The organism is Flavobacterium sp. (assembly GCF_004211145.1).
In the GTDB taxonomy this organism is placed as follows: Bacteria; Bacteroidota; Bacteroidia; order Flavobacteriales; family Flavobacteriaceae; genus Flavobacterium.
In genome coordinates this window covers 113,353-139,726 of sequence record NZ_SEBS01000002.1, presented here as the reverse complement: position 1 = coordinate 139,726, position 26,374 = coordinate 113,353, and the positions used below count along the sequence as shown (strand labels likewise).

The following is a 26,374-nucleotide window of genomic DNA, read 5'->3' as shown; positions in this document are numbered from 1 at the left end:
TTTTTGGTTGACGCAATCTTAGTACATGACGATTTTCTTGGTCACGGTCACGTCGCTTTCAAGCGTCACCTTCACGATGAGCACTTGGGCTGCGATGTTCAGATCGCGTGTGCTGAACAAGGTCGAATTGATCGCGCCTTTTTCGTACACTTTTTTACCTGTCAGGTCAAATATCTCGACCGATGACATGTTGTAGTTTCCGCTGCTCACCTCAACATGTTTGTCTTGCTTGATGATGTATACGCTGTTTTCATTTGGCGTGTGATCGCCTGTTCCGAGTTGTCCGGCCTGGAAGTGCAATTCGAATCTCGTGTCGAAAATTCCGGTTGCCGATGTGAACGAATACGCTGCCTCGCTCAAATTGTGGTAACTCATGTCAGATTTGTCGAGCAGATATACGATTTGGCTTCCGAACAATCCGTCGAAGTGCTCAAGCGCGATCGTCAATGTTCCCGCGATCGACGTCTTGTATCCCAACGGTATCACATCGTTCACATCGAAAGGCAAAGCTCTTCCCTGGATTGCCAGTTTATCTGTTCCGAGGATCGAATACAAACTCACGTAGTTTCCACCGTTGAAGATCGGGCCGTCGTAAAGACCGTCCATTTCGTTCGTGGCGTTTTCTATGTAACCGAGCAGCATTTCGTCATACGCCCCTGTTGTGTTGGTGATGTTTATCCAGGCGCGGTGTTTTTCAAGGCCTTCAGTTGGAGTATCGGCAGTTTGCGTCTCGGCCGAATTCCTGAAAAACTGACTGTTTTGATTGGCCACGCGCATCGCATTCCTGAAGGTAGCTGAATAGGTTCCGTTCGCAAGCGTGCTTTTCGCCTGTATGAAGAATCCTTGTCCTGAAGCCACTTTACCTGTTGGTTCGACACCACCCGTAATCGCTGACGACGCTGTTTTTACACCGCCTGTGAGATTGTATTTTGCATAATCGTCGGCTGCATAATTGTATTGGGCGTTGCCCGGAGTCAATGAACTTACCGCCGTGTTGTGCGCCCAGAGGTAGATCGTTCCGTTCACGAGTGCCGCGTTCGCAGGGTCGGTAATAAATTTATCGATATCGATGGCCGACGGATACGGATTTCCAATCAAATTGTACGTTCCGGTTCCTTTGGCGATCGTCACGGGAACAACTCCCGTATTCGCAATTCCCGTAAACACTGCGTTATAAACGCCTTGAGTAGCATTCGTGGTACTCCAGCCTGCAGGAGCGCGAACCGTGTAACCACGAGCCGGTTCCATTACGGCGTTTCCGTTGAGATGCGTGATCCATTGGTTCGCCACGGGATTGAAACTGAAATATTTATCGAAACGCGTCTCAGGTGACATTTGGTAAAGCGTTATTCCTTGTACCGGAGACGACCAATATGTGAAATCGAAACCTTTCATCGGGGCCGAATTGCGCTTTACTGTAAACGCGCCCATGTTGACCGCGTCGTCCTCAACCTGAACGATGCTCGCGCTGCTTTCGACTGTCATGTTCGACGATTCCTCGACGATGATTTCGCGTTGTACGATAAGCGTTGCATTGTTCTGCACCGAAACCGTGGCGCCGCTTGTTACCTGGCAAGCACAAACATTCAGATTCGATGTGATGTTCAAGTTCGCTGAAATAACAACCGGAGTCAATGCCGTTGGCGTTCCGCTCCAAGTTCCGTTATAAGTTACCGCTGCCAGGATCGTGATGGCGACCGGTTGTGTGTATGCGATGTTACAGAGACCGTTCTGCACGACCGCACGGAAGTAACGCGTCGCAGTAAGTTGTCCGATCTGAGCCGATGTCAACGTTGTTCCTGTAAAGGCGATGTCGACTACGCCAGTCGTGAACGAACTGTCGGGCGCATATTGCCATTTGATGACGTTTCCTGTTTGGCCCGACAACGTAATCGTGCCCGCATTCGAACCGCGACAAATCGTCGTTGCCGTTGCCGAGAGCGATCCCGAAACAGATCCGCCTGAAACCGTGATGGTTTGTGTAACTGCAGTTGTCGTGAATCCGCAGACGCTGTCGATGCGACGTACCCAATATGTAGTGGTTGCTGCTGGGTTAACAGTTATCGACGCTGATGTAGCACCTGCAATGATATTTGATCCGACGGTTCCCGTTCCCCATTGGAAAGCTCCGTTTGTTCCCGTTGTTCCGCCGCTCGCCGTCAACGTAACCGCCGCTCCGTCGCAAGAAGCGTTTGCTCCTGCGATTGTTGTCGGTGCTGATGACGCTACGTCGGTCTTCACGAAACTCAACGCGATGTTTGCGCCTCCGCCTTGTTCTCTAAGACGTACTTCGATGTATGATGTCGATGTCAGGTTGAAGCTTCCCGGAATAGTTCCGCTGCAAGCTCCGCCACCGCTGTATGAATTACATGACCACACCAACGTGCCGTTTATATAAACCTGCGCTTGGTCGTCCCAGTTCGGCAATGACAATGTATATGTTCCGCATGGGAAGCCCATTCGTTTGTAGACAAGCGTAAAGTTGTCGTTCGGAACCGGACAACCGTTCCATCCTGCTGAACTCGATGGAGAATTTTGGTTGTTCCAGCTGTTCGTCCCCGTTTGCGTGCTGAAGTCGAGCGTCGTTTGCACGTAGTAACCTGCGTAAACAGCTGTCGCCAATGTGATGTCGGCAGTTGCGTATCCGTAAGCATTCCATTGGTTTACGCCGAATGCTGTCGGAGTTCCCGGAGGTGTCGTGATCGTAACTGTAGTAGTCGCAGCCGATGTGTAAGCTGAACACGGAGCTCCGTCATAACGACGTACCCAATAAATCGTAGTCACGCTCGGGTTGACCGTTATCGAAGCGCCCGTCTGTCCTGCGATTACATTCGAACCGACAGTAGCTCCCGTTCCCCATTGATAATTTGATCCTGACGCTGCAGTTCCGCCAGTCGCGGTAAGCGTATAACTTGTTCCGTAGCAAACCGATGCCGATGGAGCGCCCGTGATCGAAGTCGGTGCCGTTGAAGCTGCCGTCACGTTCACCGTTACTGTCGGTCCTTGCGTTTGCGTGTTGCATGGCGCCGGGTCGATGCGTTGCACCCAATATACGGTTTGCGCTGTCGGGCTTACCGTGATCGAAACTCCGGTTTGACCCGAAATTACGTTCTGCCCAACCGTGTATCCGGTTCCCCAAGCGTATGTTGCGCCGGTTCCGACAGTTCCGCCGGTTGCCGTAAGTGTTGTGCTTCCGCCGTTACAGATGGTTGTCGTTCCATTGATTCCAGTAGGTTGCGTAGATGGCGTATTTACGGTTACCGTAAAAGTTTGAGCCGTCGTGTAAACGTTACAAGTCGCGTCGTATGTACGAACCCAATATGTCGTGGTCGTCGTCGGGTTGATGTAAACAGGATTGTAGTTCGCGAATACATTTTGTCCTACTGTTCCTGTTCCCCATTGATAGGCGGCGTTTGAACCCAAAGTCGCTCCGTTGGCTGTGAGGTTTCCTCCGCCGGCGCCAGAACAAAGTGCCGTTGGACCTGTTATCGAAGTTACCGGAGTTGCCGGAGTGTATGTGTTCAATGTATAGAATACCGCGTCAGTTCCGGGACATGATCCCGTGTCGACGATGCGTACCCAATATGTGGTTTGTGCAGTCGGCGTTACTGAAATGCTTGCACCTGTCGCGCCCGCAATTACGTTCGCTCCACCGATATTTCCCGTTCCCCATTGATACGAAGATCCTGTCGCCAGTGTTCCGTTTTGAGCGTACAATGTCGTGGCCTGGTTGGCGCACACGGTTCCGTTTCCTGAAATGCTGTACGGGCCGGTCGAACCTCGATACACGACAACGGTTACGCCTGTCGTGTAGGTGTTACAAGATGAATCGTAGCGACGCACCCAATATGTTGTGGTTGCTGTCGGTTGGATGTAAATCGTTTGGTTGGTTTGCCCGCCGATCGGATTCGTACCCACGACAGAACCTGTTCCCCATTGATACGTCGAACCTGAAGCGGCCGTTCCTCCATTTGCGGTCAGCGTCAAGCCGGTCGTCCCGACAGAACACAAGGAATTGTTTCCGGTAATTGAAGTCGGAGCCGTCGATGCCGGACTAACCGTAACGGTAACTGAAAAAGCGTTCGTGGCCGTATTACACGGAGCCGGACCGGTTCTTCTGACCCAATATGTCGTCGTTGTTGCCGGTGTAACGGTGATTGAAACGCCTGTCTGTCCTGCAATTATGTTTTGTCCGACAGTTCCCGTTCCCCATTCGTAAACGCTTCCGGTAACCAATGTTCCACCCGTCGCCGTAAGCGTAGTGCTCGCGCCGCACGTCGTGGTCGTTCCTGAAATTCCTGTCGGAGCGGTTGAAGGTTGCGTCACCGTAACCAATTGTGTTACGCCTGTCGTTGTAAGATTACATGGTGTTCCGTCAGTTCGGCGAACCCAATATGTCGTATTTCCTGTTGGCGAAACCGTGATTGAAACACCGGTTTGGCCGTTGATCGTATTGTTTCCGACGGTCGTTCCCGTTCCCCATTGATACGTTGCATAAGCGCCGGCGTATCCTCCGGTTGCGGTAAGCGTCGTAGATGTTCCGTTACAGATCGATGTCGTTCCTGAGATCGATGTCGGAGCCGTAGAAACGTCGGTACACGCCACATAGCTGAACGATACTCTTGAATCGCCTCCGCGTTCGTAGTATTCGATGACGAAATCCTTGCTTCCGCTCATGTAGATTTGAGCCGAAGTCGACGTCGCGTAACCATGGTCGGACCAGTTTGAAAGCGTCCAGGTCGCGCCGCCGTCCATACTGAAACGGTAACCGTCGTCGCCTCCGACAGTAAATGTGTAATAACCTGCCGTCCAAGTCTTGTTCATTTTGAAACGGATGGCGTAGTTCGTGTCGTATGTTCCGCACATGGTCGCGCTGCTCATTGCCGTCGTGCCCAAGTTGTAGTCGAATTGTTCGGGTTGGCCGACAGTTCCTCTATAAGTCGTACCGAATGCGTTGACCGGCGGGTTTGCCGAATCGATCGACGTATACACATAACCGATCCAGGCGCCGTTTCCGTAAGAAACCTGGTCACCCGCAACCGCCGTTACGTTTACGGTAGTCGTGACTGCGTTCGTCGTTCCGCATGTTCCCGGATTCACGCGACGCACCCAATAGGTCGTGGTCGTCAATGGTGTTACCGTAATTGAAACAGCCGTCTGGCCTGCGATTACGTTCGAGCCTACTGTTCCTGTTCCCCATTCGTACGTTGAGCCCGAGCCCAAAGTTCCACCTGTTGCGGTCAAAGTCGTTGATGAACCGGCACAAAGCGTGGTTGTTCCCGAGATTCCTGTCGGAGCCGTCGAAACCGGCGTCACGGTTACTTCCTGGGTTACGCCAGGCGTATTTATGTTACATGGTGCCGGATCTTGTCGGCGCACCCAATATGTCGTAGTCGTAGTCGGGCTGACCGTGATCGATGCTCCGGTCTGGCCCGCAATCACGTTGTTTCCGACGGTATTTCCTGTTCCCCATTGGTAGGTTGAGCTTCCGCCCATAGTTCCGCCTTGAGCGGTGAGTGTTGTCGATGTTCCGGCGCAGATCGCATTCGTACCTGAAATGGAAGTCGGCGCTGTCGAGAAACCAAGACAGGCGCTGTACGAAAAACTTACGTGATATTGTCCGCCTTGATCGTATGATTCCAAAACAAGGTCTTTCGTGCCATCGAGGTAAATCGTTCCTGAAACGGTTTGATAGGAATGGTAGTTCCAATCTGAAATGGCCCAGGTTGCACCGCCGTCGACGCTTAAACGCACGCCGTCATCTCCGCCAAGCGTGATGTAGTAATATCCGGGCGAGAAGTTTTTTTGCATGCGGTAACGGATCGAAAACGAATCGGCGTAAGAACCGCAAACAGTAGAAGCTGTCGGTGCGGCATTGGCCAAATCCCAGTTGAATTGTTCCGCTTGCGTCACATAACCGCGATAAACTGTAGTGGTGAACGCATTTTGTGGCGGATTGTTGGTATCAAGCCCTGAGTAGACGTAGCCGATCCAGGAATTGTTACCGTAAACCGACGGATCGCCGGGAGGTGTCGGACATTGTGAAAATACATTTGCCGAAGTCGCGAGGAGCAACAACACAATCATACTTTTGGTCAAACGGCTTACTGCTTTTTTGGCATTCTCTAAAGCCGAAGAGTAGTTTGTTTTCATAATCAAAGGTTGAATCAGTTTGTAAGGAATTAACCTTACGCAAAATGTCTTTGTTTGGTTTTAATTGATGAAACGTCCCAAATCGTTAAATCATCGACCAAATGTATAAAAACATCGATGAAATGCACAAAATAAATACTGATATATATTTTTTCCTACAAACAGACTACAACGTAATAGTAACAAATAAAATTGTACAAACAACTGATTTCCAGTATTTTACACCGTGTTATAATTTTAATAAGATTTTTTGTAATAATTTAAAATTACAGTAAAATACTACAATAATTTTATGCATTTCGTCGGGTATTTTGTGTCTTTCGTCGATATTCAATTCTGTAAAAAGCGAATATCAGGCTCTTTTACAGCAAATTATGCAACAATTGATGTTGGCCATATTAAAAATTCGGGCGTTTTAACCCTACCTTTATTACTTAACCTAAAAACTACGCACATGAAATCAATTTTATTTTTAATGGCTTTTGCCTTTACGGGTGCCACAGCTCAGACGGTTGCATTTAATTCCTTCGCTTCAGGATTTTCCAATCCGGTTGCGATTGCACATGCGGGAGATTCAAGACTGTTCGTCGTTCAACTTAGTGGCGCGATACGTGTCGTGAATGCAGCAGGCGTAATAAACACTACGAATTTTCTAACGCTTACCAACACGACTGTTTCAACCGGAGGCGAGCGCGGACTTCTTGGACTTGCATTCCATCCCAACTACAATTCGAACGGATATTTTTATGTGTATTACACGCGTGCCGGCGACGGCGCTTTAGTCATTTCGCGCTACACTGTAAGTGGAAATCCAGATGTCGCCGACGCCACCAGCGGAACGCCTATCCTTGTAATCCCGCATCCCGGACAAAGCAACCACAACGGCGGCTCGCTTGCGTTTGGGCCTGACGGCTACTTATATATAGGAACGGGCGACGGAGGCGGAGGCGGCGATCAGCCCAACAATGCCCAGAATACCAGCCAGAATCTCGGGAAAATGCTGCGTATCGACGTCGATTCGGCTTCACCATATGGAATTCCGTCGACAAACCCGTATGTCGGAGTTGCCGGAAACGACGAGATTTTCCTGGTCGGATTGAGAAATCCATGGAAATGGTCGTTTGACAAAAGCAACGGCGATTTGTGGATTGCCGATGTAGGCCAAGGCGTAATCGAAGAAATCAACAGGATTTCGTCACCGGTTACGCCGGGATTGAACCTCGGATGGCGTTGTTATGAAGGAACAGCCGAATACAATACGGCAGGTTGCGCACCTATCGGGACGATGACGATGCCGCTCACCCAATACAGCCATACGAACGATCGTTGTTCGATCACCGGCGGTTACGTGTATCGCGGCACTGCATACCCGAATCTTCAAGGCACCTATTTCTTCGCCGATTATTGCACGGGCGAAATCGGAACAGTCAATAGCGGCGGCGATCTGGCTTGGCTTCCCGATCCGAATTTCGGCAACATCTCGACATTCGGTGAAGACGTGAACGGACAACTTTATGTAAACGGAGGAAATACGATCTATAAAATAGTCGATTCGTCGATGGGCGCCGACGATTTTGCGCGCCACGGCATGAAACTGTATCCGAACCCTACCGATGGCGAAGTCTACCTCGAAGCGCCGAATTTGCCTTATCCTGCTCAGTTCCGGGTTTACGAAAGCACCGGAAAAATCATCATCGATAGAAGAATCGAGAACACGATCGGCGGTCATTTCGTAACGGGTGATTTGGCTCGAGGCGTTTACATGGTGCGACTTGAGGACGCGCTCGGAAACAGCTACAACACGAAACTCGCAGTCGAATAAACGACTCGATACAAATAAAAAAGGTTCCTCTTTCGGGGAACCTTTTTCGTTTAGATAACTTTTGTTAAATCTCGTTGAGCATTTTTGAAATCTCGTCGAGTTTTGGCGTCAGGATGATTTCGATGCGACGGTTTTTCGCTTTCCCGTCAGGAGAATCATTTCCGGCTACGGGCGAATATTGGCTGCGTCCGGCCGCTGTAAGATTTTCTTTGTTGATTTTTTTGTTTTCACTCAGGATCGTAACGATTGCCGTGGCGCGTTTCGTGGAAAGATCCCAGTTGTCGGCGATCGGGCCTGAACCTGCGTAAGGAACGTCGTCAGTGTGACCTTCGATAAGCACGGTGATATCAGGGTTGTCGCCCAATACTTTCCCGACTTCGACGACCGCGCGGCGACCCTCAGTCCCAACGGCCCAACTTCCTGAACTAAACAACAATTTGTTTTCCATTGAAACGTAGACCTTTCCGTTCTTTTGTTCGACCGTCAGGCCTTTTCCTTCAAAGCTGTTGAGTGCTTTTGAAAGTGTTTCCTTTAGTTTCTTCATCGCGGCGTCTTTTGAGGCCATGATGTTTTCAAGTTCGGCGAGACGACTTGAGCTCGATGCAAGGTCGGCTTTCAGTTTGTCGAGGCGCGCTTGCTCGGCGGCCAAAGCTTTCTCTTTCGACTCGAGTTTCGCAAGCAATTCGCGGTTCTTGTTCATGTTGGTCTGCAACTCGTCGCTGCTGTTTTTCTCGAGAGCCGAATAGGAAGCCTGAAGGTTTTTTAAGTTGTTCGAAGCCGCCGTGTAATCGTTTTGCAGCTTGTCGCGTTCTGATTTGGTCTTCGCCAGTTCGTCCTGGACCGCTTTGTAGTCGAGATCGAGTTGGTTCTTTTCTTTCGTGGCCTCGTCGTTCTTGTCGGCGAGCGCGCGGTTTTCCTTTTTTAGTTTGGCGTAACGGTCTTCAAGCTCGGTGTAGAGTTTTTTGGAAACGCACGAGCTTGCCATTGCGGCGACGATCAGGATCAGGGTGATTCTTTTCATTGTTTGATTGTTGAATCGTTTATTGTTTATTTGATACATGCATTCCGGATAACGAAACGTTTATGAATGACGATTGTCCAGCCCGGATTGCAGTGAAAATCCTTTTTTAGAAAAATGCCTGGATTTGCCATTTTGCGACGGCGACCAAAGGAAGCTCGTTGCAAAGTGTGCAAATCCGACATTTTGCAAAAAAGATTGCAACGGAAAGCCGGAAAATGCTCCTCGCTACAAAAATAACCCGTCGAATCCGCGGGCTGTCGATGATTTTAAAAAGTTATTCACTCGATTTCAACAAATCACTTATTTATTGTTCGAAGTCCGATGGTGGTTTTTGAACTTGGAACAGATGATCAACGAATAACGAATGTCGAAGTTTCAGAGTCATTCGAGTTCGACCATAACAGGGCAATGGTCCGAATGATGCGCGTCCTTCAGGATCACGGCGCGCTGTAGCCGGTGTTCGATCTCGCGCGTGACCAACAGGTAATCGAGACGCCAGCCCTTGTTATTGGCGCGGGCGTTTGCGCGATATGTCCACCACGTGTAATTGTGCGGATCCTGATTGAAATGCCGGAACGAATCGATGAAACCGGATTCCATGAACATGCCCAACCATTGGCGTTCGCGCGGCAAAAAGCCCGACACGTTCTGGTTTCGGATCGGGTCGTGGATATCGATCGCGTTGTGGCAAATGTTGTAATCGCCACCGATGATCAGGTTCGGAATTTCCCTGCGCAATTCTGAAATGTAATCGTGGAAATCGTCCATATATTGGAACTTGTGGTCGAGTCGCGCGATGTTTGTGCCCGACGGCAGGTATAAACTCATCACGGAAAGGCCGTCGAAATCGGCGCGCAGGTTTCGGCCTTCAAAGTCCATCGTGGGAATTCCCGTGCCGTACGCGACGTGGTTCGGCTTGATTTTCGACAGGATCGCAACACCCGAATATCCTTTTTTCTGGGCCGAGAAATAATATTGGTACGGGTAACCCGCGTCGCTGATCAATTGCGTCGGAACCTGATCCTGGGTCGCCTTTATTTCCTGAAGACAAATCACGTCAGGGTTTGCCTGTTGCAACCAATCGATGAAACCTTTGTTGATGGCGGCGCGGATGCCGTTGACGTTGTAGGAGATGATTTTCATTGATAGTAGTGAGTTGTGAGATTTGAGTATTGAGTGATTGGCGGTAGTTAGACGTTTGCGGATTCCAAAGTTAGGATTTGTCGGGGAATGTCGCATACGTATTGCTCTTTTTCAAAACGAAAAACCAACGTCAGGCAAGAATCGCGACCGCGAATCATATCGTTGGGATTTCCACAGATCTCTGAAAATGCTATTGACTTTCTTCTTATCGATCCGAAAAACCCAATACTCAAATCTCATAACTCATATCTAGATTTATCTCAACAGTTATCGCAAAACCTACCGTATTTTTACGACAAATGCAATATTAACCCTGCCTTAACCTATCGTAATTTTCCTATCTTTGCCCGATAAACCAAACCAAAATGGGGCTCGTCACCGCTAAAGAAATCGCCCGCGCGATCAATGCTGACAAATACGGAGTTTTCGGGACTTTTGCCGGCTGGGTGCTGATGAAAGTGCTGCGTATTTCGGCCCTAAAAAAGATCTACGAACGTCACATGGACGAACCGGCTTTGGAATTCCTCAATTCAATGATTGATGAGTTGCAGATCAGGTTCGAAATCCCTGAGGAAGATCTGAAGCGCTTGCCCAAAGATGGCGCGTATATCACGATTTCAAACCATCCGCTTGGCGGAATCGACGGCGTGCTGCTTTTGAAACTCATGCTCGAGCGTGAACCCGATTTCAAGATCATCGCCAATTTCCTATTGCATAGAATCGAGCCGCTAAAGCCGTACATCATGCCCGTGAATCCTTTTGAAACCCACAAGGAACAGGCGTCGAGTGTCATCGGGCTCAAAGAAACCTTCAGGCATTTGAGCGACGGAAAGCCGTTGGGAATGTTCCCGGCAGGCGAAGTTTCCACATATAAGGACGGGAAACTCATGGTCGACAAACCGTGGGAAGAAGGCGCGATCAAAGTTATCCGAAAGGCGCAGGTTCCGGTCATCCCGATTTACTTCCACGCGAAAAACAGTTGGTTCTTTTACATCCTGTCGAAGATCAGCGATACGTTACGCACTGCGAAATTGCCGAGTGAACTGCTTACCCAGAAGAATCGCGTGATAAAAGTCCGCATCGGGAAACCGATTCCCGTGAGCGAACAAAACGAATACGCGACGATCGACGAATATTCGACATTCCTGCGCACAAAGACCTACATGCTTGCCAATGCTTTCGAGACCGAGGATTCTTTCCTGAATTCCCCGAACCTCAAACTGCAAAAACCGCCCAAGCAAATCGTGCGTCCGGCCAACATAGACAAGATCATCGAAGAAGTTGATGCGTTGCGTGCGACCGACGACGCTTGTTTGACGCGCAGTAAGAATTACGAGGTTTTCTTTACCGAGGCCGAAAAAATCCCGAACATCCTGCACGAGATCGGGCGTTTGCGCGAGATTACATTCCGCGAGGTCGGCGAAGGCACGAACGAGTCGATCGATCTTGACAAATACGACAAATATTACCATCACATGTTCCTTTGGGACGACGAGGCGAAGTGCATCGCAGGCGCGTACCGAATGGGAATGGGCATGGAAATTTTCCCGAAATACGGCATCGATGGTTTCTATCTGCACGAACTTTTCCGTTTCGAACCCGAGCTTTTCGGCATGATGAACCAGTCGATCGAGATGGGCCGCGCGTTCATCATCCGCGAATACCAACAAAAACCGATGCCGTTGTTCCTGCTTTGGAAAGGCATCGTGCACCTGACGTTGCGTTTTCCCGACCACAAATATCTCATCGGCGGCGTGAGCATCTCGAACCAATTCTCAAACTTCTCGAAATCGCTCATGATCGAGTTCATGAAGTCGCATTATTACGATCCGTATGTCGCGTCGCTGGTTTCTCCGAAAAAGGAATTCAAGGTAAAACTAAAGGATGCCGACAAGGATTTCGTGTTCAATGAAGCCGAAGCCGACCTCAACAAATTCGATAAGATCATCGACGAGGTCGAACCTGGGAATTTGCGTTTGCCCGTACTTATCAAGAAATACATCAAGCAGAATGCGAAGGTTATCGCGTTCAACGTGGATCCGTTGTTCAACAATTCGGTCGACGGTTTGATGTACATCCGAATCGCCGATCTGCCTGACAGCACGGTAAAACCTGTGATGGAAGAATTCCAGGCGGAACTCGAACGCAAGTTGGAAAAAGGCAAAATCTAAGATCAGTTAAACAAACCTTCGACGTAATTTTTCATCAATCCGGCTTTTTTGATAAGGATCGTATCCGTAACTTCTTGTCCTAAAAGAATATTGGAGAAATGCGGGTTTTGGGCAGACAGTTCCAATCGGTAATATTTCCCTTTCGACAATTCCCCGACGCCGTCATAACTCGGGTTTGCATTGTTGTATTCCTTGTCTTCGTAAAAATATTTGAAACCATAGTGCGGGCCGGAATCGTCCATGGAATAACTCGTGACTTTGGCAACGGTTTCGAATCTGTGCGTCTTGATGTTTTCCTGTATTTCGCGTTCCCGCTTATCGTCGATATTGATCCTGATCACGAGCAACAAGATTATCAGCACGATTCCAATGATTGGCTTGTTGTTGTCGGTTACGTATTTCACGGTTGTGGTTGATTATCGCGCCGTCAGGTTTTTCCATTCTTTATCGGTGAGCACTTTCACAACCTTGAATTTCTTTCCTTTGATATCTTCAATGATTTCAAGCGCGCGTTCCTCTGATTCCGGATGCGTGCTTACCCAATACACGGCCGATGGCATCGCGTCCTTGCGCGACATATCGAACAGGAATTCGCCGAATTTCTCAGGGTCGAGGTTGGCTTTCTCGAGGTATTCGACCGACTCGCGATCGGCTTCTGATTCAAGCGATCTGTCGTAGGCCGTCGACGAAAGTTTGTGCAGCATTTCACGTGTCATGTTTCCGCCTTTTCCGCCGGTCGTCATCGACACGAGCATCGCGAGCCCGAATTCCTTGACGAGCTTTTTCATCACGTGATCTTTTTCGATGTGGGCGATTTCGTGTCCTAAAACGCCTGCGAGTTCTGATTCCGAGTCGCATTTTTCAAGCAATCCCGTGTAGACGACCAAATGGCCAGCAGGAAGTGCAAAAGCGTTGATCTCACTGTTTTCAATGATATGTATGTGGATATCGTCCTTGTCGATGTCGTTTTCTTTGGCAATGTGCTTGAAGAGTTTCTCAAGCGGCTCGGTGACCGAATCGTTCTTGATGACGGTTTCAGTTTTCTCTATCGATTCCCAAATCAGGTCGCCGATCTTCTGTTCGGTTTCCCCGCGATTCTGTTCGATGTGGAAATATTTTACGAAGTCGAGTTTCGACAACGCGAACCAGAGTGCAACAAACGATGCGGCAAACGCCAATCCCTGAAGTACGGTTTTTTGTATCATTATTTCCTGACTATCATGTTAGTGATTCCGCCGATGAACCAGAGTTCGACGTGTTTTCCTTTTCGGGTTTGCACCGCCGAATAAATCGTGGAACCGAATTCGACGATATTAAAAATGATCGCGCTGAACAACCACGCAAAATAGTGGTTCGAAACTTCTTCTCCCCTAAAAATGATCGAGATCGTCCACCAAAACGAAACGCTGTTCACGGGCATCAAAACCAGCTGCGATAGCAATGCCTGCGTGGTGTGCCAACGTACAAAATATGTCGATTTGCGCGTCGCGATGAAGTATAGGAATGTCGCGAGAAGATTTACGATTGGCAACGGCAATCCGGCCACGATGGCCACGAGTGACATCAGGTAACTGTTCGAGGCTTTCTCAGCTTCGTGTTCGTATGGTTTGTAGGCGAATTCTTGAATCATAATCCTTTGCAGATTCCCCAAACCCAATTCGCCACGACGAGAACGATGAGGAATGCCGCGATTCCGGGCTTCCGTACAACGTGTTCAAATCGTCGGTAAAAAAGGTAAAGGCTTTGTTTGTTTTGTGAAATGTCGGCGATAAGCCAAACGGGAATGATCAGCATCAGCAGTGACAACAACAACCCGATGGGATTAAGGCCAAGTGAGCCAATGATGTCGCCATGAAGCAATGCTTTTACGGCTCTTGTCGAACCGCAAGAAGGACAAGGTATCCCTGTTATATGTTTAAATATGCAGACTCCGATTCCAAGATCGGCAGGAATCACAAACAGATAAACGAACAAATAGAGATACCCAGCCAGACAAGCCCATCCCAAAACGGAATACAACCTGTCTTTCTTCATGTTTAGATTACCTGGTTAAGGGCTTCCATGTTTTTCTCGCGGGTTGCGCCCATGATAAGGAACCAGTCAACGATCGACCAGATTCCCAATCCGCCGCATGTAAGCAATTTCGCGATGCCAAGACCTGTGTCCCCGATGTAGAAACGATCGATTCCGAGTCCGCCCGCAAGCAATGAGATGATCAAGCTTGTCGTCGGATCCTTGAACCCGATAGTTTGGACCATAACGGCTTTTGATTCGTCCAAAGCGGTCAAACGCTCACGGATCTGAGGAATTTGATGTGCTTCGAAAAATTTGCTGTTCATCATGAGGAACATGTCCACTTTTTGTGCTTCCATTGTAATTTTGTTTGATTATTGGTGTGGTTAAAAATAAAAACAGGTAACGCCCGTTCTCGTTTGTTTAGCGGCTAAATATAAATAAAAATCACAGAAACGCGCGGTCGTTGGGCTCCCAAAGTTCAATTTTGTTGCCTTCAGGGTCGAGTATCCAACCGAATTTGCCGTATTCATGGGCTTCGGGCTCGCCTACCATCGTTACGCCATCGGCCGCTAATTTCTCCAAGAGCAGATCGAGATTTGAAACCCTAAAATTTTGCATGAATTGTTTTTCCGATGGTTCGTAGTACGTCGTGTCTTCAGCGAATGGCGACCATTGCGTCGAACAATCGTTGCCGTATCGGTCTTTCCACCAGAACGTGCAACCGTATTGATCGGTGTTCAGGCCGAGGTGTTTTTTGTACCAATCCTTGAGTTCGTCGGGATTTTTTGTCTTGAAGAAAACGCCACCTATTCCCGTGACGCGGGCTTCAGGTTCCGCCGATTTAGGTGTTCCGAAATAAAGCATTTTGATCTTATCGACGATAACCTGCGCCAAACGCTGCTTGCTTTCGACGGTCCAACCCGCGATGTGCGGCGATAATATAACGTTGTTTGATTCTAACAAATATCGGAAAGCCGCGGGAATCTCGCCTGAAAACAGCGTTTCGAACGACGATTTTTCATACTCCAAGACATCGAGTCCTGCTCCAAGTATTTTTCCCGACTTCAATGCCGAAACCAGATCATCGGTTACGACGTTTTTCCCGCGGGATGTGTTGATCAGCCAGAATGGTTTTTGAAACGCGCCGATGAATTCGGCGTTCACCATTTTATCGGTTTGCGGCGTCCATGGAATATGCAGGCTCAGCACGTCGGACTTTTGCTGCAACTTCTCAAGCGAAACTTGTTTGGCATTTGCATCTCCGACGTTTTTCAAGATGTCGCAACACAAAACGTTTACGTCGAAACCGCGCAATTTCTTCGCGAACGATTTCCCCATATTTCCATATCCGATGATGCCGACGGTTTTGCCATCGAGTTCATGTCCGCGGTTTTTCTCACGGTTCCAATGGCCGGCTTTCACTTCGGCGTCAGCTAAATTGAGTTTGTTGAAAAGCGATAAAAGCATCGCGAGCGAATGTTCCCCGACGGCGTTTCGATTGCCTTCGGGCGCTGCAATCAACGCGATGTTTTTGGATTCGGCGTATTCGGTGTCGATGCTTTCCAATCCGGCTCCGACGCGCGCGATGAAACGCAGGTTTACGGCTTTGTCGAGAAACGTTTTGTCAATTTTAAAACGGCTTCGGATCACGATTCCATGATAATCGGCGATCTTGGCCTCGATTTCCTCTTTCGATGATTTGTAATCCTCAAAATTCTCGAAACCGGCGATTGCCAATTGCTCAAGTAATAACGGATGGTTGCTGTCTAGGTGGAGGATTTTTGCGGGCACGGCGATTCGTTTTCCCAAAAGTAGAAAAACTCAACGACTATTCCTTCACGATGATCATCGTCGCCCGGAAACCCGTCGCGAGATCCCAACGGTTCGCTGAAATGGTTTTGCCGTCGTCACCGAAAACCCTGAATTCCGCCGTATTCGGTCCTGATGTTCCTTGGTTCAACGCCTCGAATTCGATCTTGTTGAAGCCCGGCTGTAATGGAATGTCGATGCCGTTGTAAATGTCGGTCAAGTACACGATCTGACGCACGACTTTATCATTTAGCCAAATACGGATTTGGTCGCCATCGACGGCGCCGTGGTCGCGATATTGGACCGTGACCAAAGCGGATTTTGTCTTGAAATCGCCCAGATTTTGATTGCGGCGCAATACTTTATACATGTCGCCTTCTCCGACTTTGTTGAGTTTTTTCTCGACCTCGGCGCCCGGATTGTCGTACTGTGGTTTCTTGGCCGAAAAATCGATCTTAGTCTCCAAATCCAAACCTGCGCTGTTGCCTGACGGTTCTCCCTTAATCGAAGGCGGCACATAAAACGGGTCTTTTTTTGGAGGTGTCACAACCGGCGGAGGCATCGTGAGCGGACTTTCGATCGGGGAAACGTTCAACGACTTATTTCCAGTGTCAAACTGCGCAAAACAATTCGCCGCAAACAGGACCAGTAAGAGAAAAAGCCGTTTCATAATTTTTTGGACTTGTGGCAAATGTACATTTGATTTGAAAAGACGCGCGTGATTTAAGAATAATTTATAATGTTTCGACTTATTTCATAAATTCGCCTATGTACAAGTTCCTGTTCAAAATATCGCTTTTTTCGGGAATCGTAATAATTGCGGCGATTGCCCTCCAATTTGCAATTATGTCGAGAATTGCGGGGAAAAGTCTTTTTGGGAATGACAACCTCGACCTCACCGATAACGTGAACGCTGATCTTGTCTTTTTAGGAAGCTCGCGTTGCTGGGCGCATTTCGATCCGACATTCTTCAAGAACCGTTTCGGAGTCTCGGCCGTAAACATCGGCATCGACGGGCATTCAGAATTGCACCTTATCAAATTACGCCTTGAGCGATATCTCGCAACGAACAGGCCGCCACGATACGTTATCCTTAATTTTGATGCTTTTTGCGAATACGACCCGCTTAACAAAAAGCAGAATAACGCCCTTAAGGACGAGTATTCGCGCTACGCTTTTTTCCCGTCCGATGCTAATGCGGACTACGTGGAATACTTTAAGTACAATATCGGCGAAACGTACTGCCCGTCATTCGCTTTTATCCACAACAAGATTTTTTATAATGCTATCCTTGCGACTGAAAACCAATCGTACAAAAATTATGGTTTCGCAAGATCGGAGGCTGTTTGGGATACGGTTTCGCGGCCCGTTTCCAATGTAATGTCCAAGTATCTTTTCAATGCATCTCAAGTTGACTCGATAATGTCAGGCCTTCGCGAAATCAAACAAATTTGCAACACAAACGGAATTCAATTATTGTGCATCCAGACTCCCGTGTATCAAAACCTATCGGCAGCGGCGCAATTTAAAGACACGGGAATCATGTGCCGCCGATTATCGATTCCAATGATTGACCTCAATATCTCAAAAATCAGTCGCGACATCGGCAATTTCTACAACTCGAACCATCTGAACGCGAAAGGCGTCAACAAAATGAACGAAATGCTGTCAGTCGATAACAGGATGATCGCTTTTATCAATCACGATAAACGGTAAGTTGTAACGTCGCTTTAAATTATACATGAAGCCGCGCAGATTTCATAAAACTTTTAAGGGTGAAGTTTGGTAATTTAGTTTTAAACTCGAAAATCATGACGTATAAAGAATGTATCTCAGCCTGTTTGGAATGTGTCGTCGCGTGCAACCATTGCGCGGTTTCATGTACGAAAGAAGAACATGTCCACATGATGGTAAAATGTATCCGACTCGATATGGAATGTGCCGCGATTTGCTACGGAGCTGCGCAATTGATGGCGTTCGAAAGTGAAAAATCCGGCGATATCTGCGCCATTTGTGCAGAAATCTGCGACGCCTGCGCCATGGAATGTTCGCAGCACGACCACGATCATTGCCAAGCATGCGCCGAAGCGTGCAGGAAATGCGCCCAAGCCTGCCGAATGATGGCCGCCTAAAATCCGAGGATCAGTTTCGCGATCGAAAAGTAAATCAAAATCCCGCAAATGTCGTTGCTCGTCGTGATGAACGGACCTGTCGCGAGGGCGGGATCGATGCCGAATTTGTCGAGCAGAATAGGAATAAAAGTTCCGATCAGCGATGCGATGATAATCACCGAAATCAACGCGATCGTCACGATAAGCCCGATAATCATCTCGACGTTGAGCAAAAAGTGGCTGCCCAGAAAAAGGATGATCGCGAGAATGCAACCGTTCAATAAAGCGAGTGAAACTTCTTTGATGAGTCGGTTAAAAAGTGAGCCGCTGATGGTATTGTTTGCCAAACCCTGAACGATGATCGCCGACGATTGCACGCCCACATTTCCCGCCATCGCCGCGATCAAAGGCGTGAAGAAAAACAAATGGCCGTGTTCGAGCATCGCGCCTTCGAACAAGCCGAGCACGCGAACCGAGATGAATCCGCCCAAAAGCGCCAAAACCAACCACGGTAAACGCGCGCGCGTCAAATCGAGGATGCTGTCATCGGCCTCGACGTCTTGCGAGATACCGGCCGCCAACTGGTAATCCTTGTCGGCTTCGTCCTTGATTACGTCGACGATGTCATCGATCGTGATACGTCCAACCAATCGGCCCATTTCATCCACCACGGGAATCGCTTCCAAGTCATATTTTTGCATGATACGCGCGACCTCGACGTCTTCGGTATCAATCTTAACCATATTCAGTTTTCGGATGTAAACGTCGCTGATCGCGGTCTTTGTAGATGTCGTCAATAAATCCTTAAGCGACAGTCGGCCTTTGAGTCGGTCCTCGTCGTCGACCACATAAATCGAATGGACGCGGGAAACGTTTTCAGCCTGGATGCGCATTTCCTTCACGCACGTCAAAACGCTCCAGTTCTCGTTTACTTTCACGAGTTCCTTGTGCATCAAACCACCCGCGGAATGTTCGTCGTAACGCAAGAGTTCCACGATATCCTTGGCGTGCTCCATGTCCTGAAGCTCGAGGATTACCTCTTCTTTCTTGCTTTGCGGAAGTTCGGCGATGATGTCGGCCGCGTCGTTCGTGTCGAGTTCGTCGAGCTCTTCGGCGATTTCTTTGGCTGAAAGTTGTTGCAGGATGCGCTCGCGGACTTCTTCGTCGAGTTCGAGGAGAATTTCGGCCGTCTTGTCGGAATCGAGAACCTTAAAGATATAAGTCGCCTCGATGATGTCGAGTTCGTCAAGGATTTCAGCAATGTCGGCATGGTGCAGATCGTTGAGCAGGACTTCAAGTTCCCTGTCATTTTTGCTCACGATGAGCGTTTCGATCTGCGATATGAGTTCCTTGCTTACCTTAAATTCCATCGGCCTGGATGTTTTGTGTTACCGAGATGAATTGCGCCACGTCGAGTTGCTCCGGACGCAGGTCAAAGATAGGATTTTCGCGCAATTTATCTGACATCGCGAACGTTTTTAAACTGTTACGAAGTGTCTTTCTACGCTGCTGGAACGCGGTTTTCACGACCCGGAAAAACAGTTTCTCATCGCAATCGAGCGTGAAATTTTCCTTCCGTCTCAAACGCAGAACGCCTGATTTTACTTTTGGCGGAGGCGTAAAAACATTTTCGCTCACGGTAAACAAATACTCGGCGTCGTAAAACGCCTGGACGAGGACCGACAATATCCCGTAGGTTTTCGTGCCTTTCTTTTCGCAAATCCGTTCGGCCACTTCCTTTTGGAACATACCTGAAAATTCTGGGATTTGCTTGCGCAGTTCGAGCGCGCGGAACACGATTTGGGACGAGATGTTGTACGGGAAATTTCCGATGATTGCAAATGATTTGTCCCTGAAAACTTCGCTCAAATCATATTTTAGAAAATCTTTCGAGATGATCTTCCCGTGCAGTTTGGGATAATGCGCGTTCAAGTATTCGACCGATTCCGTATCGATCTCAATTACGTGTGTCGTATAGTCTTTTTCAAGCAGGTATTTCGTCAAAACGCCCATGCCCGGTCCAATCTCGAGCACGTCGCTGTAGCCTTCGCCGCTCAGGGTTTCGGCAATCTTGCGCGCGATGTTCTCGTCGTTGAGAAAGTGCTGTCCGAGGTGTTTTTTAGCTTTTACCTTATCCATTTCCTAGATGATGCTGTGGTCTGAAATGTGTTCGAGCTCGGTGCGGAACGCGAGCATTTTGTCCCCGAAGAGTTGTGCGCTTTCCTCACGCAATCGAGGCGCGTCTTCAGCATAATATCGGTCGAGCAGCTCGCGGCTGTCGGCAGTGAATTGAACCGAATACGTCGTGCCGCCCATTTCTTCCTCGACCAGGACTTTTACCATTCGGGCCGATGTGAATTTCCCCGTCGCAAGTACGTCTGAAATGTGTTTGTGCTGCATCCAGTCCATCCATTGGTCGTGGACGGATTCGTGTATGTTGATGGTGATGTTGTAGATGATCATTCGTTGATTTGTTGATTCGTTGATTCGTTGATTTGAGTCGTTGTCTTCCGCGGAAATTTTTTGACGAAAGACGAATGACGAATGACAAACGGTGGATTGCGTTAATTTGCACGTTTCGCCTTGCAAAGACGATCCAAAGTAGACTTATCGCGGTTCAAACCTCGCGTCTGTCCTTTGTCTTTTGTCTTTTGTCTTTCGACTTTCAGACCATCCAAACATAATTATGAGAACAGATTTCAATCTTCCCTATTCGTCTTCAGGATCGTAAACCAAGTCCTTTGTCTTTCGTCTTTCGTCTTTTGTCTTTCGTCATTCGTCATTCGTCATTTCTACAAATTCGTGTCCCCGCGCAACGTCCTGTATTTCTTCCTCGCCTCCACGAAATAAATGCTATCCTGATGTTCGAAGATGACTTTTTCGTACAGCGGTTTGGCTTTTTCGGGATCCTTGAGATACAGATTGTAGATGTCGGCTGAGAAATAGAGCGCTTCGTCCACGTAAATCCCGTCGGCGTGCTTGTCTATGATTTCCTTGAATTGCGAAAGCGCCATCGCGTAATCTCCGAGTTTCTCATAGATTTTTCCGACGCGCAGCAGCGTCACGGCTTCGATTTCCTTTCCTTTGAATTCGGCCAGGATATTCTTGAATTCGGCGAGCGCTTCCTTGTTCTTGTTCTTGTAAAGCAAATAATCGGCGTGGGCAAACTTGGTGAGCGCGGTTTGGGTCGAATCTTCGACGGTGTTGTCGCTGATCAGCAGGAAATACTCGAGCGCGTCGTTCGCAATCAGTTGTGTCGACGCCGACTTCAATGTCTTGAATTGCGCCTGCGCCCAAGTGAAATCGGCTTTGAAATAACTCGTTTTCGCCGACTTTAGACTCGCTTGATGTCCGACGGCATCGTTCTTCAAATCGTCCTCGATCTGCGAATAATAAATGAGTGCCTGATTGAATTTTTCCTCAAACAATAAAATATCGGCGAGTTCCATTTTGACATCGGCCTGCTGGTATTTGTTGAGTTGCATCTCGAGCGCTTTTCTCAAGATCGTTTTTCCGCGTTCGGGATTATTCTGGTTGAACGTCGCGAAATGCGCCTGCAGAATCTGCATTTTTAAGCTGAATTGGTTTAGGCCGGTTTGGTCGATGAATTTCTGGAGGTCAGCTTCGATCGAGGCGTACTCCTTTTCGGTCGCGTTTTTTATGCGAAGCCCGAGCAAATAATAATTCGCATCGATCACCAATTCGACTTCGTTGGTGTTTTCAAGGATGAACGTGAAAATTTCCTTCGCCGTTTCGTCGTCTTTTTCCTGGATTGCGAGTTGGCCCAGGTTTACGATGTTCGAGAACGTCTCAGGTTCGCGTCGGTAAATCGCTTTTTCCTGGATGAACGCCTTTCCGTACTCCTTTTGCTGCACGTAAAACCAACTCAGATATTGGTTCCAAAAAATGTCCTGGTTTTTCTGGGCGCGCACGAGTAACGCTTTACGCAGGTTTTCGTTGAAACTCGTGTCGGCTTCGTCGCTCATGAAGCGCGACAATTGATTTTGGACGACGATGTTGCTGTTCTGGTTCGTGTAGGCTTCGTCGAGAAACGTGTTGATCATCATGTCGGTGTTGCCCGATTGGCCGTACAACATCGCCATTTGATAATTGAAATTGAGTTTCGGTTCTTTCTGGATCGCGAGTTTGTAGGCGCGCAACGCGTATTCGATCAGCGAACGTTTCTCAAAGGCCGGCCCGACCGTGTAGATTTCACCCGGATTCTTGTCGATCTTCGAAATCGCTTCCTCGTAAAATTTCTTGGCTTGGGTTTCGTCTTTCTTGAGCTGGTAGTTGTATCCGATTTCTACTAAAATTCCCGCCTGTCGGTACTTTTCAAGCCTGTCGCGCAACAATTTCTCCGATTCTTCGAGTTGCGATAATTGCTGATAGGACTCGACCAACCGCATGAAATAAATGCTGTTCGACGGCACGCTCTTGAACAATTCGAGATAACTCAGGCGCGCCTTTTCGAAATCGCCTTTCTCGAAGTAATTCTGGGCAAGCTGCTCGTTTTGGGCGAACGCGGCCATCGAGATGAAAAAAACGATAAGAAGTGCTTTGATTTTCATTTTCGGACAATTTCCTTTTCTACACCAATATAACATTTTTTTTCCCCGAATAGTATCCGTTTTTCAAATTACTCAGGCACTCCGGCACTCAGGTTCTCAGGCACTAATCTATGATGTCGAAACCTGTATATTTTCGGAGCACTTCCGGAATTACGATGCCTTCAGGCGTTTGGTAATTTTCGATGATTCCCGCCAAAACGCGCGGCAATGCGAGCGAGCTTCCGTTGAGCGTGTGCGCGAGTTGGTTCTTGCCTTCCTTGTCGCGGAAACGCAATTTGAGTCGCGTCGATTGGAAGGTTTCGAAATTCGACACCGAACTGATCTCGAGCCAGCGATCCTGGGCCGTCGAAAACACTTCGAAATCGTATGTCAACGCCGATGCGAATCCCATGTCGCCGCCGCACAAACGCAAAACGCGGTACGGGAGTTTTAGTTCTTCGAGGATTTCTTTCACGTGTTCGACCATTCCGTCGAGAGCCGCGTAGGAGTTTTCAGGTTTTTCGATTCGGACGATTTCCACCTTGTCGAATTGGTGCAGACGGTTCAGACCGCGCACGTGCGATCCGTATGATCCGGCCTCGCGTCTAAAACAAGGCGTGTAACCTGTACATAAAACCGGGAGTTCGCTCTCGTTCAAGATTACGTCGCGGAACAAGTTCGTCACCGGCACCTCGGCCGTCGGGATCAAATACAAATCGTCCACACCGACGTGGTACATTTGGCCTTCCTTGTCGGGAAGTTGGCCCGTTCCGTAACCAGACGCTTCGTTCACCAGATGCGGCACCTGGAATTCCTTGTAACCCGCGTCAGTGTTCTTGTCGAGGAAATACGAAATGAGCGCGCGCTGTAACTTCGCGCCTTTTCCTTTATAAACGGGAAATCCCGCGCCCGTGATTTTCACGCCGAGCTCGAAGTCGATGATGTCGTATTTTTTCACGAGATCCCAATGCGGTTGTGCGCCTTCGTGAAGTTTTGGTATCTCGCCGCTTTCAAAAACGTTCAGGTTTTCTTCAGGCGTTTTGCCCACCGGGACGATGTCGGCCGGAAGGTTCGGGATGGTGTACATTTTTTGAGTCAACTCATGAGCGAAGGCCTCGAGTTTTTCACCGAGTTCCTTGCTTTTCTCCTTGAGGGAAACGGTTTTTTCCTTGAGGATCGCAGCTTTCGCCTTCTCGCCGTTTTTCATGAGTTCGCCGATGTCTTTGGATAGTTTGTTGGATTCGGCTAGCGTGTTGTCAAGCTCGACTTGTGTCGAACGGCGGTTTTCGTCCAAGGCTACGACCTCGGCTACCAACGCCGCTGCGTCGATGTTGCGTTTGGCGAGCGCCTGAATCACTTTTTGCTGGTTGTCCCTGACGTATGCTATCTGTAACATGGCTTATTTTTTACGACAGCAAATGTAAGGAAATAGGCCGAAATTTTGTTATCCCGATTGCGAACGAAGATTCGGATAATTTCGTAAGTAAATAATGAACCTGAGGTAATTCTCACAAGACGATCAAATCTTGTCAAAAATCAGCTTTCGCATTGTGGCTTTATTATCACATTAACACGCGGTTAGGATTATATTATCTACTTTCGCACAAATTTTCCCGATTCAATGAAAAACTACTACTTTCTTGCCCTGTTATTTGCGGTTTCCGCGGTTGCCCAGAATCATGTCCATGAAACGTCGCGCATCGCCGAGGCTGAAATGAAATCATCGGAATCGCTGCTTTCGGTTCAAGTGAATCCCAATACGCTCAACTACGACGTTACGTATCACCAACTCCAATTATCGATAAATCCGCTCACGGTAACGCCTTTCATTTCGGGCGTCGTGACCACGACTTATACCGCTTTGTCGAACATGTCGACGATCACTTTTGACTTGGCGAGTGAGCTGGTCGTGACGTCGGTGACAAAAAATTCGGCGAATCTTGTTTTCACGCAGAATGCCAACGACGAGCTCATCATCACGTTGCCTAGCGTCCAAACCGCCGGAACTGCGGGTACGGTCGTGATTACGTATTCGGGAAATCCGCCTCAACAGGACGGTTCTTTTGAAAGGGAAACGCACAATGGCGCTCCGATTATCTGGACGTTGTCGGAACCTTTCGGCGCCCGCGACTGGTGGCCGTGCAAACAGGATTTGAACGACAAGATCAACAGCATCGACGTTTATATTACGGCGCCTTCGCAATACACGAGTGTTTCGAATGGCTTGCAGGTCGGGACGACGACTTCGGGCACGAACAAAACGACGCATTTCCATCACGGTTATCCGATTCCTGCATATCTGATCGCGATCGCATGTACGAATTACAGCGTGTTTACGATCAACGCCGGAACCGCTCCGAACACCTTCCCGATCGTAAATTACGTCTACCCTGAAAACCTTATCGCGGCTCAAACCGGTTTCGGGCAAACGCCTGCGATCATGACTTTGTTTGAAAGTCTTTTCGAGACGTATCCGTTCTCGAACGAAAAATACGGACACGCGCAATTCGGTTACGGCGGCGGAATGGAACACACGACCGTTTCGTTCATGTCGGGCTGGAACCGCGAACTCATCGCTCACGAACTCGGACACCAATGGTTTGGCGACAAAGTCACTTGCGGATCTTGGAGAGACATTTGGCTCAACGAAGGTTTTGCAACGTATTTGGCCGGATTGGTCGTCGAGAATTTCGATGGAGCCGACGCGTTCGTCAACTGGAAAGCCGACGCGATCGACTTCATCACCTCATCTCCGAGCGGAGCCGTGTATTTGACCGAATCGGAAGCCACGAACATCAACCGTATTTTCTCAAGCCGATTGAGCTACAACAAAGGCGCGATGGTTCTTGAAATGTTGCGTTGGAAAATCGGCGATGAAGACTTCTTCCAAGGCGTCCAAAATTACCTTGCCGATCCTGCTCACGCATACGGTTACGCGGTTTCGACCGATTTCCAAGAACACATGGAAGCGGCTTCGGGCATGGATCTCGATGGTTTTTTCAACGATTGGCTTTATATGCAAGGTTATCCGACATACGACGTAACGGCTTCGAATTGGAGCGGCGGCATCGTTCATTTTACGGTGAACCAGACGCAGTCGCACATATCGGTTCCATTCTTCGAAATGCCGGTTCCCGTTCGCGTTTTTGGCAGCGGCGGACAGCAAATGGATTTGGTTCTTGACAACACATTCGACGGACAGACTTTCGACATGGCAGTTCCGTTTGCGGTGACGTCGGTTGAATTCGATCCGAACCGACATATCGTATCGGCGAACAGCACGGCGAGTCTGGGCGTTTCATCGGTTGCGACTTTGGCTGCGGCGACTATTTATCCGAACCCCGCAAAAGATGTCGTAAACATCAATTTACCCGATGGCGTGCAACTCGAAAAGGCGCAAGTATCGAACATTTTGGGTCAAGTCGTGCTCAACGCAAAAACACCAATCATCGACGTTTCGAACTTGGCAAGCGGCGTGCATTTCATCACGATTTTCGCCGATGGCGGGACGCGGACGTTTAAATTCGTGAAGGAATAATCACTTCTAACTATTAAAAAAAGCCACTTGATTCGAGTGG

General features: G+C 48.6%; 20 protein-coding genes and 1 pseudogene. 5 read left to right on the top strand and 16 right to left on the bottom strand.

Going from position 1 to position 26,374, the window contains the following annotated elements; all coding sequences use genetic code 11:
- Nucleotides 1-18: 18 nt before the first annotated feature.
- Nucleotides 19-6,153: a T9SS sorting signal type C domain-containing protein gene (locus EOO50_RS01620; RefSeq protein WP_290837223.1), complete on the bottom strand. Its 6,135-nt coding sequence runs from the start codon at nucleotides 6,151-6,153 to the stop codon at nucleotides 19-21.
- A 454-nt stretch (nucleotides 6,154-6,607) separates the two neighbouring features.
- Here EOO50_RS01620 and EOO50_RS01615 point away from each other — a divergent pair, with 454 nt between their 5' ends.
- Nucleotides 6,608-7,975, top strand: coding sequence for a PQQ-dependent sugar dehydrogenase (locus EOO50_RS01615; RefSeq protein ID WP_290837221.1), 1,368 nt, complete (start codon nucleotides 6,608-6,610; stop codon nucleotides 7,973-7,975).
- Between the two features lie 64 nt (nucleotides 7,976-8,039).
- Here EOO50_RS01615 and EOO50_RS01610 read toward each other — a convergent pair whose 3' ends face one another.
- Together EOO50_RS01610 and EOO50_RS01605 are read right to left on the bottom strand one after the other, a co-directional pair.
- A complete protein-coding gene (locus EOO50_RS01610) occupies nucleotides 8,040-8,996 on the bottom strand; it encodes an OmpA family protein (RefSeq protein ID WP_290837219.1) in 957 nt (318 codons plus the stop codon).
- A 381-nt stretch (nucleotides 8,997-9,377) separates the two neighbouring features.
- Nucleotides 9,378-10,139 (bottom strand): exodeoxyribonuclease III, encoded by a 762-nt coding sequence (locus EOO50_RS01605; protein ID WP_290837218.1) that lies wholly within the window; start codon nucleotides 10,137-10,139, stop codon nucleotides 9,378-9,380.
- A gap of 365 nt (nucleotides 10,140-10,504) precedes the next feature.
- Between EOO50_RS01605 and EOO50_RS01600 the strand changes: the two genes are divergently transcribed.
- The gene (locus EOO50_RS01600; RefSeq protein WP_290837217.1) at nucleotides 10,505-12,310 is read left to right on the top strand and encodes a lysophospholipid acyltransferase family protein; all 1,806 of its coding nucleotides are present in this window, start codon (nucleotides 10,505-10,507) and stop codon (nucleotides 12,308-12,310) included.
- Nucleotides 12,311-12,312: 2 nt separating this feature from the next.
- Here EOO50_RS01600 and EOO50_RS01595 read toward each other — a convergent pair whose 3' ends face one another.
- The 8 genes and pseudogenes from EOO50_RS01595 to EOO50_RS01565 form a co-directional block, all read right to left on the bottom strand.
- Complete coding sequence (locus EOO50_RS01595; protein ID WP_290837215.1) at nucleotides 12,313-12,714, bottom strand: hypothetical protein; 402 nt, start codon at nucleotides 12,712-12,714, stop codon at nucleotides 12,313-12,315.
- A 12-nt stretch (nucleotides 12,715-12,726) separates the two neighbouring features.
- Nucleotides 12,727-13,515, bottom strand: coding sequence for a M48 family metallopeptidase (locus EOO50_RS01590; RefSeq protein ID WP_290837213.1), 789 nt, complete (start codon nucleotides 13,513-13,515; stop codon nucleotides 12,727-12,729).
- Nucleotides 13,515-13,940, bottom strand: coding sequence for a hypothetical protein (locus EOO50_RS01585; RefSeq protein ID WP_290837212.1), 426 nt, complete (start codon nucleotides 13,938-13,940; stop codon nucleotides 13,515-13,517). The genes EOO50_RS01590 and EOO50_RS01585 overlap by 1 nt, the downstream gene beginning before the upstream one ends.
- Entirely contained in the window at nucleotides 13,937-14,344 is a 408-nt protein-coding gene (locus EOO50_RS01580; protein ID WP_290837211.1) for a DUF2752 domain-containing protein, read from the bottom strand. Before EOO50_RS01580 ends, EOO50_RS01585 begins: the two co-directional genes overlap by 4 nt.
- Nucleotides 14,345-14,346: 2 nt before the next feature.
- Entirely contained in the window at nucleotides 14,347-14,682 is a 336-nt protein-coding gene (locus EOO50_RS01575) for a TM2 domain-containing protein (protein WP_290837210.1), read from the bottom strand.
- Nucleotides 14,683-14,770: 88 nt separating this feature from the next.
- Nucleotides 14,771-15,190, bottom strand: a complete 420-nt coding sequence (locus tag EOO50_RS17695; RefSeq protein ID WP_363331694.1) for a VOC family protein — start codon at nucleotides 15,188-15,190, stop codon at nucleotides 14,771-14,773.
- A pseudogene (locus EOO50_RS01570) lies at nucleotides 15,182-16,117 on the bottom strand (2-hydroxyacid dehydrogenase); the annotation flags it as partial. The gene EOO50_RS17695 and the pseudogene EOO50_RS01570, both read right to left, overlap by 9 nt.
- A 37-nt stretch (nucleotides 16,118-16,154) precedes the next feature.
- Nucleotides 16,155-16,805 (bottom strand): hypothetical protein, encoded by a 651-nt coding sequence (locus tag EOO50_RS01565; RefSeq protein ID WP_290837209.1) that lies wholly within the window; start codon nucleotides 16,803-16,805, stop codon nucleotides 16,155-16,157.
- A gap of 176 nt (nucleotides 16,806-16,981) precedes the next feature.
- On the opposite strand from EOO50_RS01565, the gene EOO50_RS01560 reads away from it, so the two are divergent.
- Both EOO50_RS01560 and EOO50_RS01555 read left to right on the top strand, forming a co-directional pair.
- The gene (locus EOO50_RS01560; protein WP_290837208.1) at nucleotides 16,982-17,851 is read left to right on the top strand and encodes a hypothetical protein; all 870 of its coding nucleotides are present in this window, start codon (nucleotides 16,982-16,984) and stop codon (nucleotides 17,849-17,851) included.
- A 95-nt stretch (nucleotides 17,852-17,946) separates the two neighbouring features.
- On the top strand, nucleotides 17,947-18,267 hold the full coding sequence (locus tag EOO50_RS01555; RefSeq protein ID WP_290837207.1) for a four-helix bundle copper-binding protein: 321 nt from the start codon (nucleotides 17,947-17,949) through the stop codon (nucleotides 18,265-18,267).
- On the opposite strand, the gene mgtE is transcribed toward EOO50_RS01555, so the two are convergent.
- The 5 genes from mgtE to serS form a co-directional block, all read right to left on the bottom strand.
- Nucleotides 18,264-19,616 (bottom strand): magnesium transporter, encoded by a 1,353-nt coding sequence (gene mgtE / locus EOO50_RS01550; RefSeq protein ID WP_290837206.1) that lies wholly within the window; start codon nucleotides 19,614-19,616, stop codon nucleotides 18,264-18,266. The genes EOO50_RS01555 and mgtE overlap by 4 nt on opposite strands.
- Nucleotides 19,606-20,385: a 16S rRNA (adenine(1518)-N(6)/adenine(1519)-N(6))-dimethyltransferase RsmA gene (gene rsmA, locus EOO50_RS01545; RefSeq protein ID WP_290837205.1), complete on the bottom strand. Its 780-nt coding sequence runs from the start codon at nucleotides 20,383-20,385 to the stop codon at nucleotides 19,606-19,608. Before rsmA ends, mgtE begins: the two co-directional genes overlap by 11 nt.
- A gap of 3 nt (nucleotides 20,386-20,388) precedes the next feature.
- Entirely contained in the window at nucleotides 20,389-20,709 is a 321-nt protein-coding gene (locus tag EOO50_RS01540; RefSeq protein ID WP_290837204.1) for a DUF4286 family protein, read from the bottom strand.
- A gap of 329 nt (nucleotides 20,710-21,038) precedes the next feature.
- Complete coding sequence (locus tag EOO50_RS01535) at nucleotides 21,039-22,817, bottom strand: tetratricopeptide repeat protein (protein ID WP_290837203.1); 1,779 nt, start codon at nucleotides 22,815-22,817, stop codon at nucleotides 21,039-21,041.
- A gap of 103 nt (nucleotides 22,818-22,920) precedes the next feature.
- On the bottom strand, nucleotides 22,921-24,192 hold the full coding sequence (serS, locus tag EOO50_RS01530) for a serine--tRNA ligase (protein ID WP_290837202.1): 1,272 nt from the start codon (nucleotides 24,190-24,192) through the stop codon (nucleotides 22,921-22,923).
- Between the two features lie 225 nt (nucleotides 24,193-24,417).
- Between serS and EOO50_RS01525 the strand changes: the two genes are divergently transcribed.
- Nucleotides 24,418-26,334, top strand: coding sequence for a M1 family aminopeptidase (locus tag EOO50_RS01525; protein WP_290837201.1), 1,917 nt, complete (start codon nucleotides 24,418-24,420; stop codon nucleotides 26,332-26,334).
- The last annotated feature ends 40 nt before the right edge of the window (nucleotides 26,335-26,374 follow it).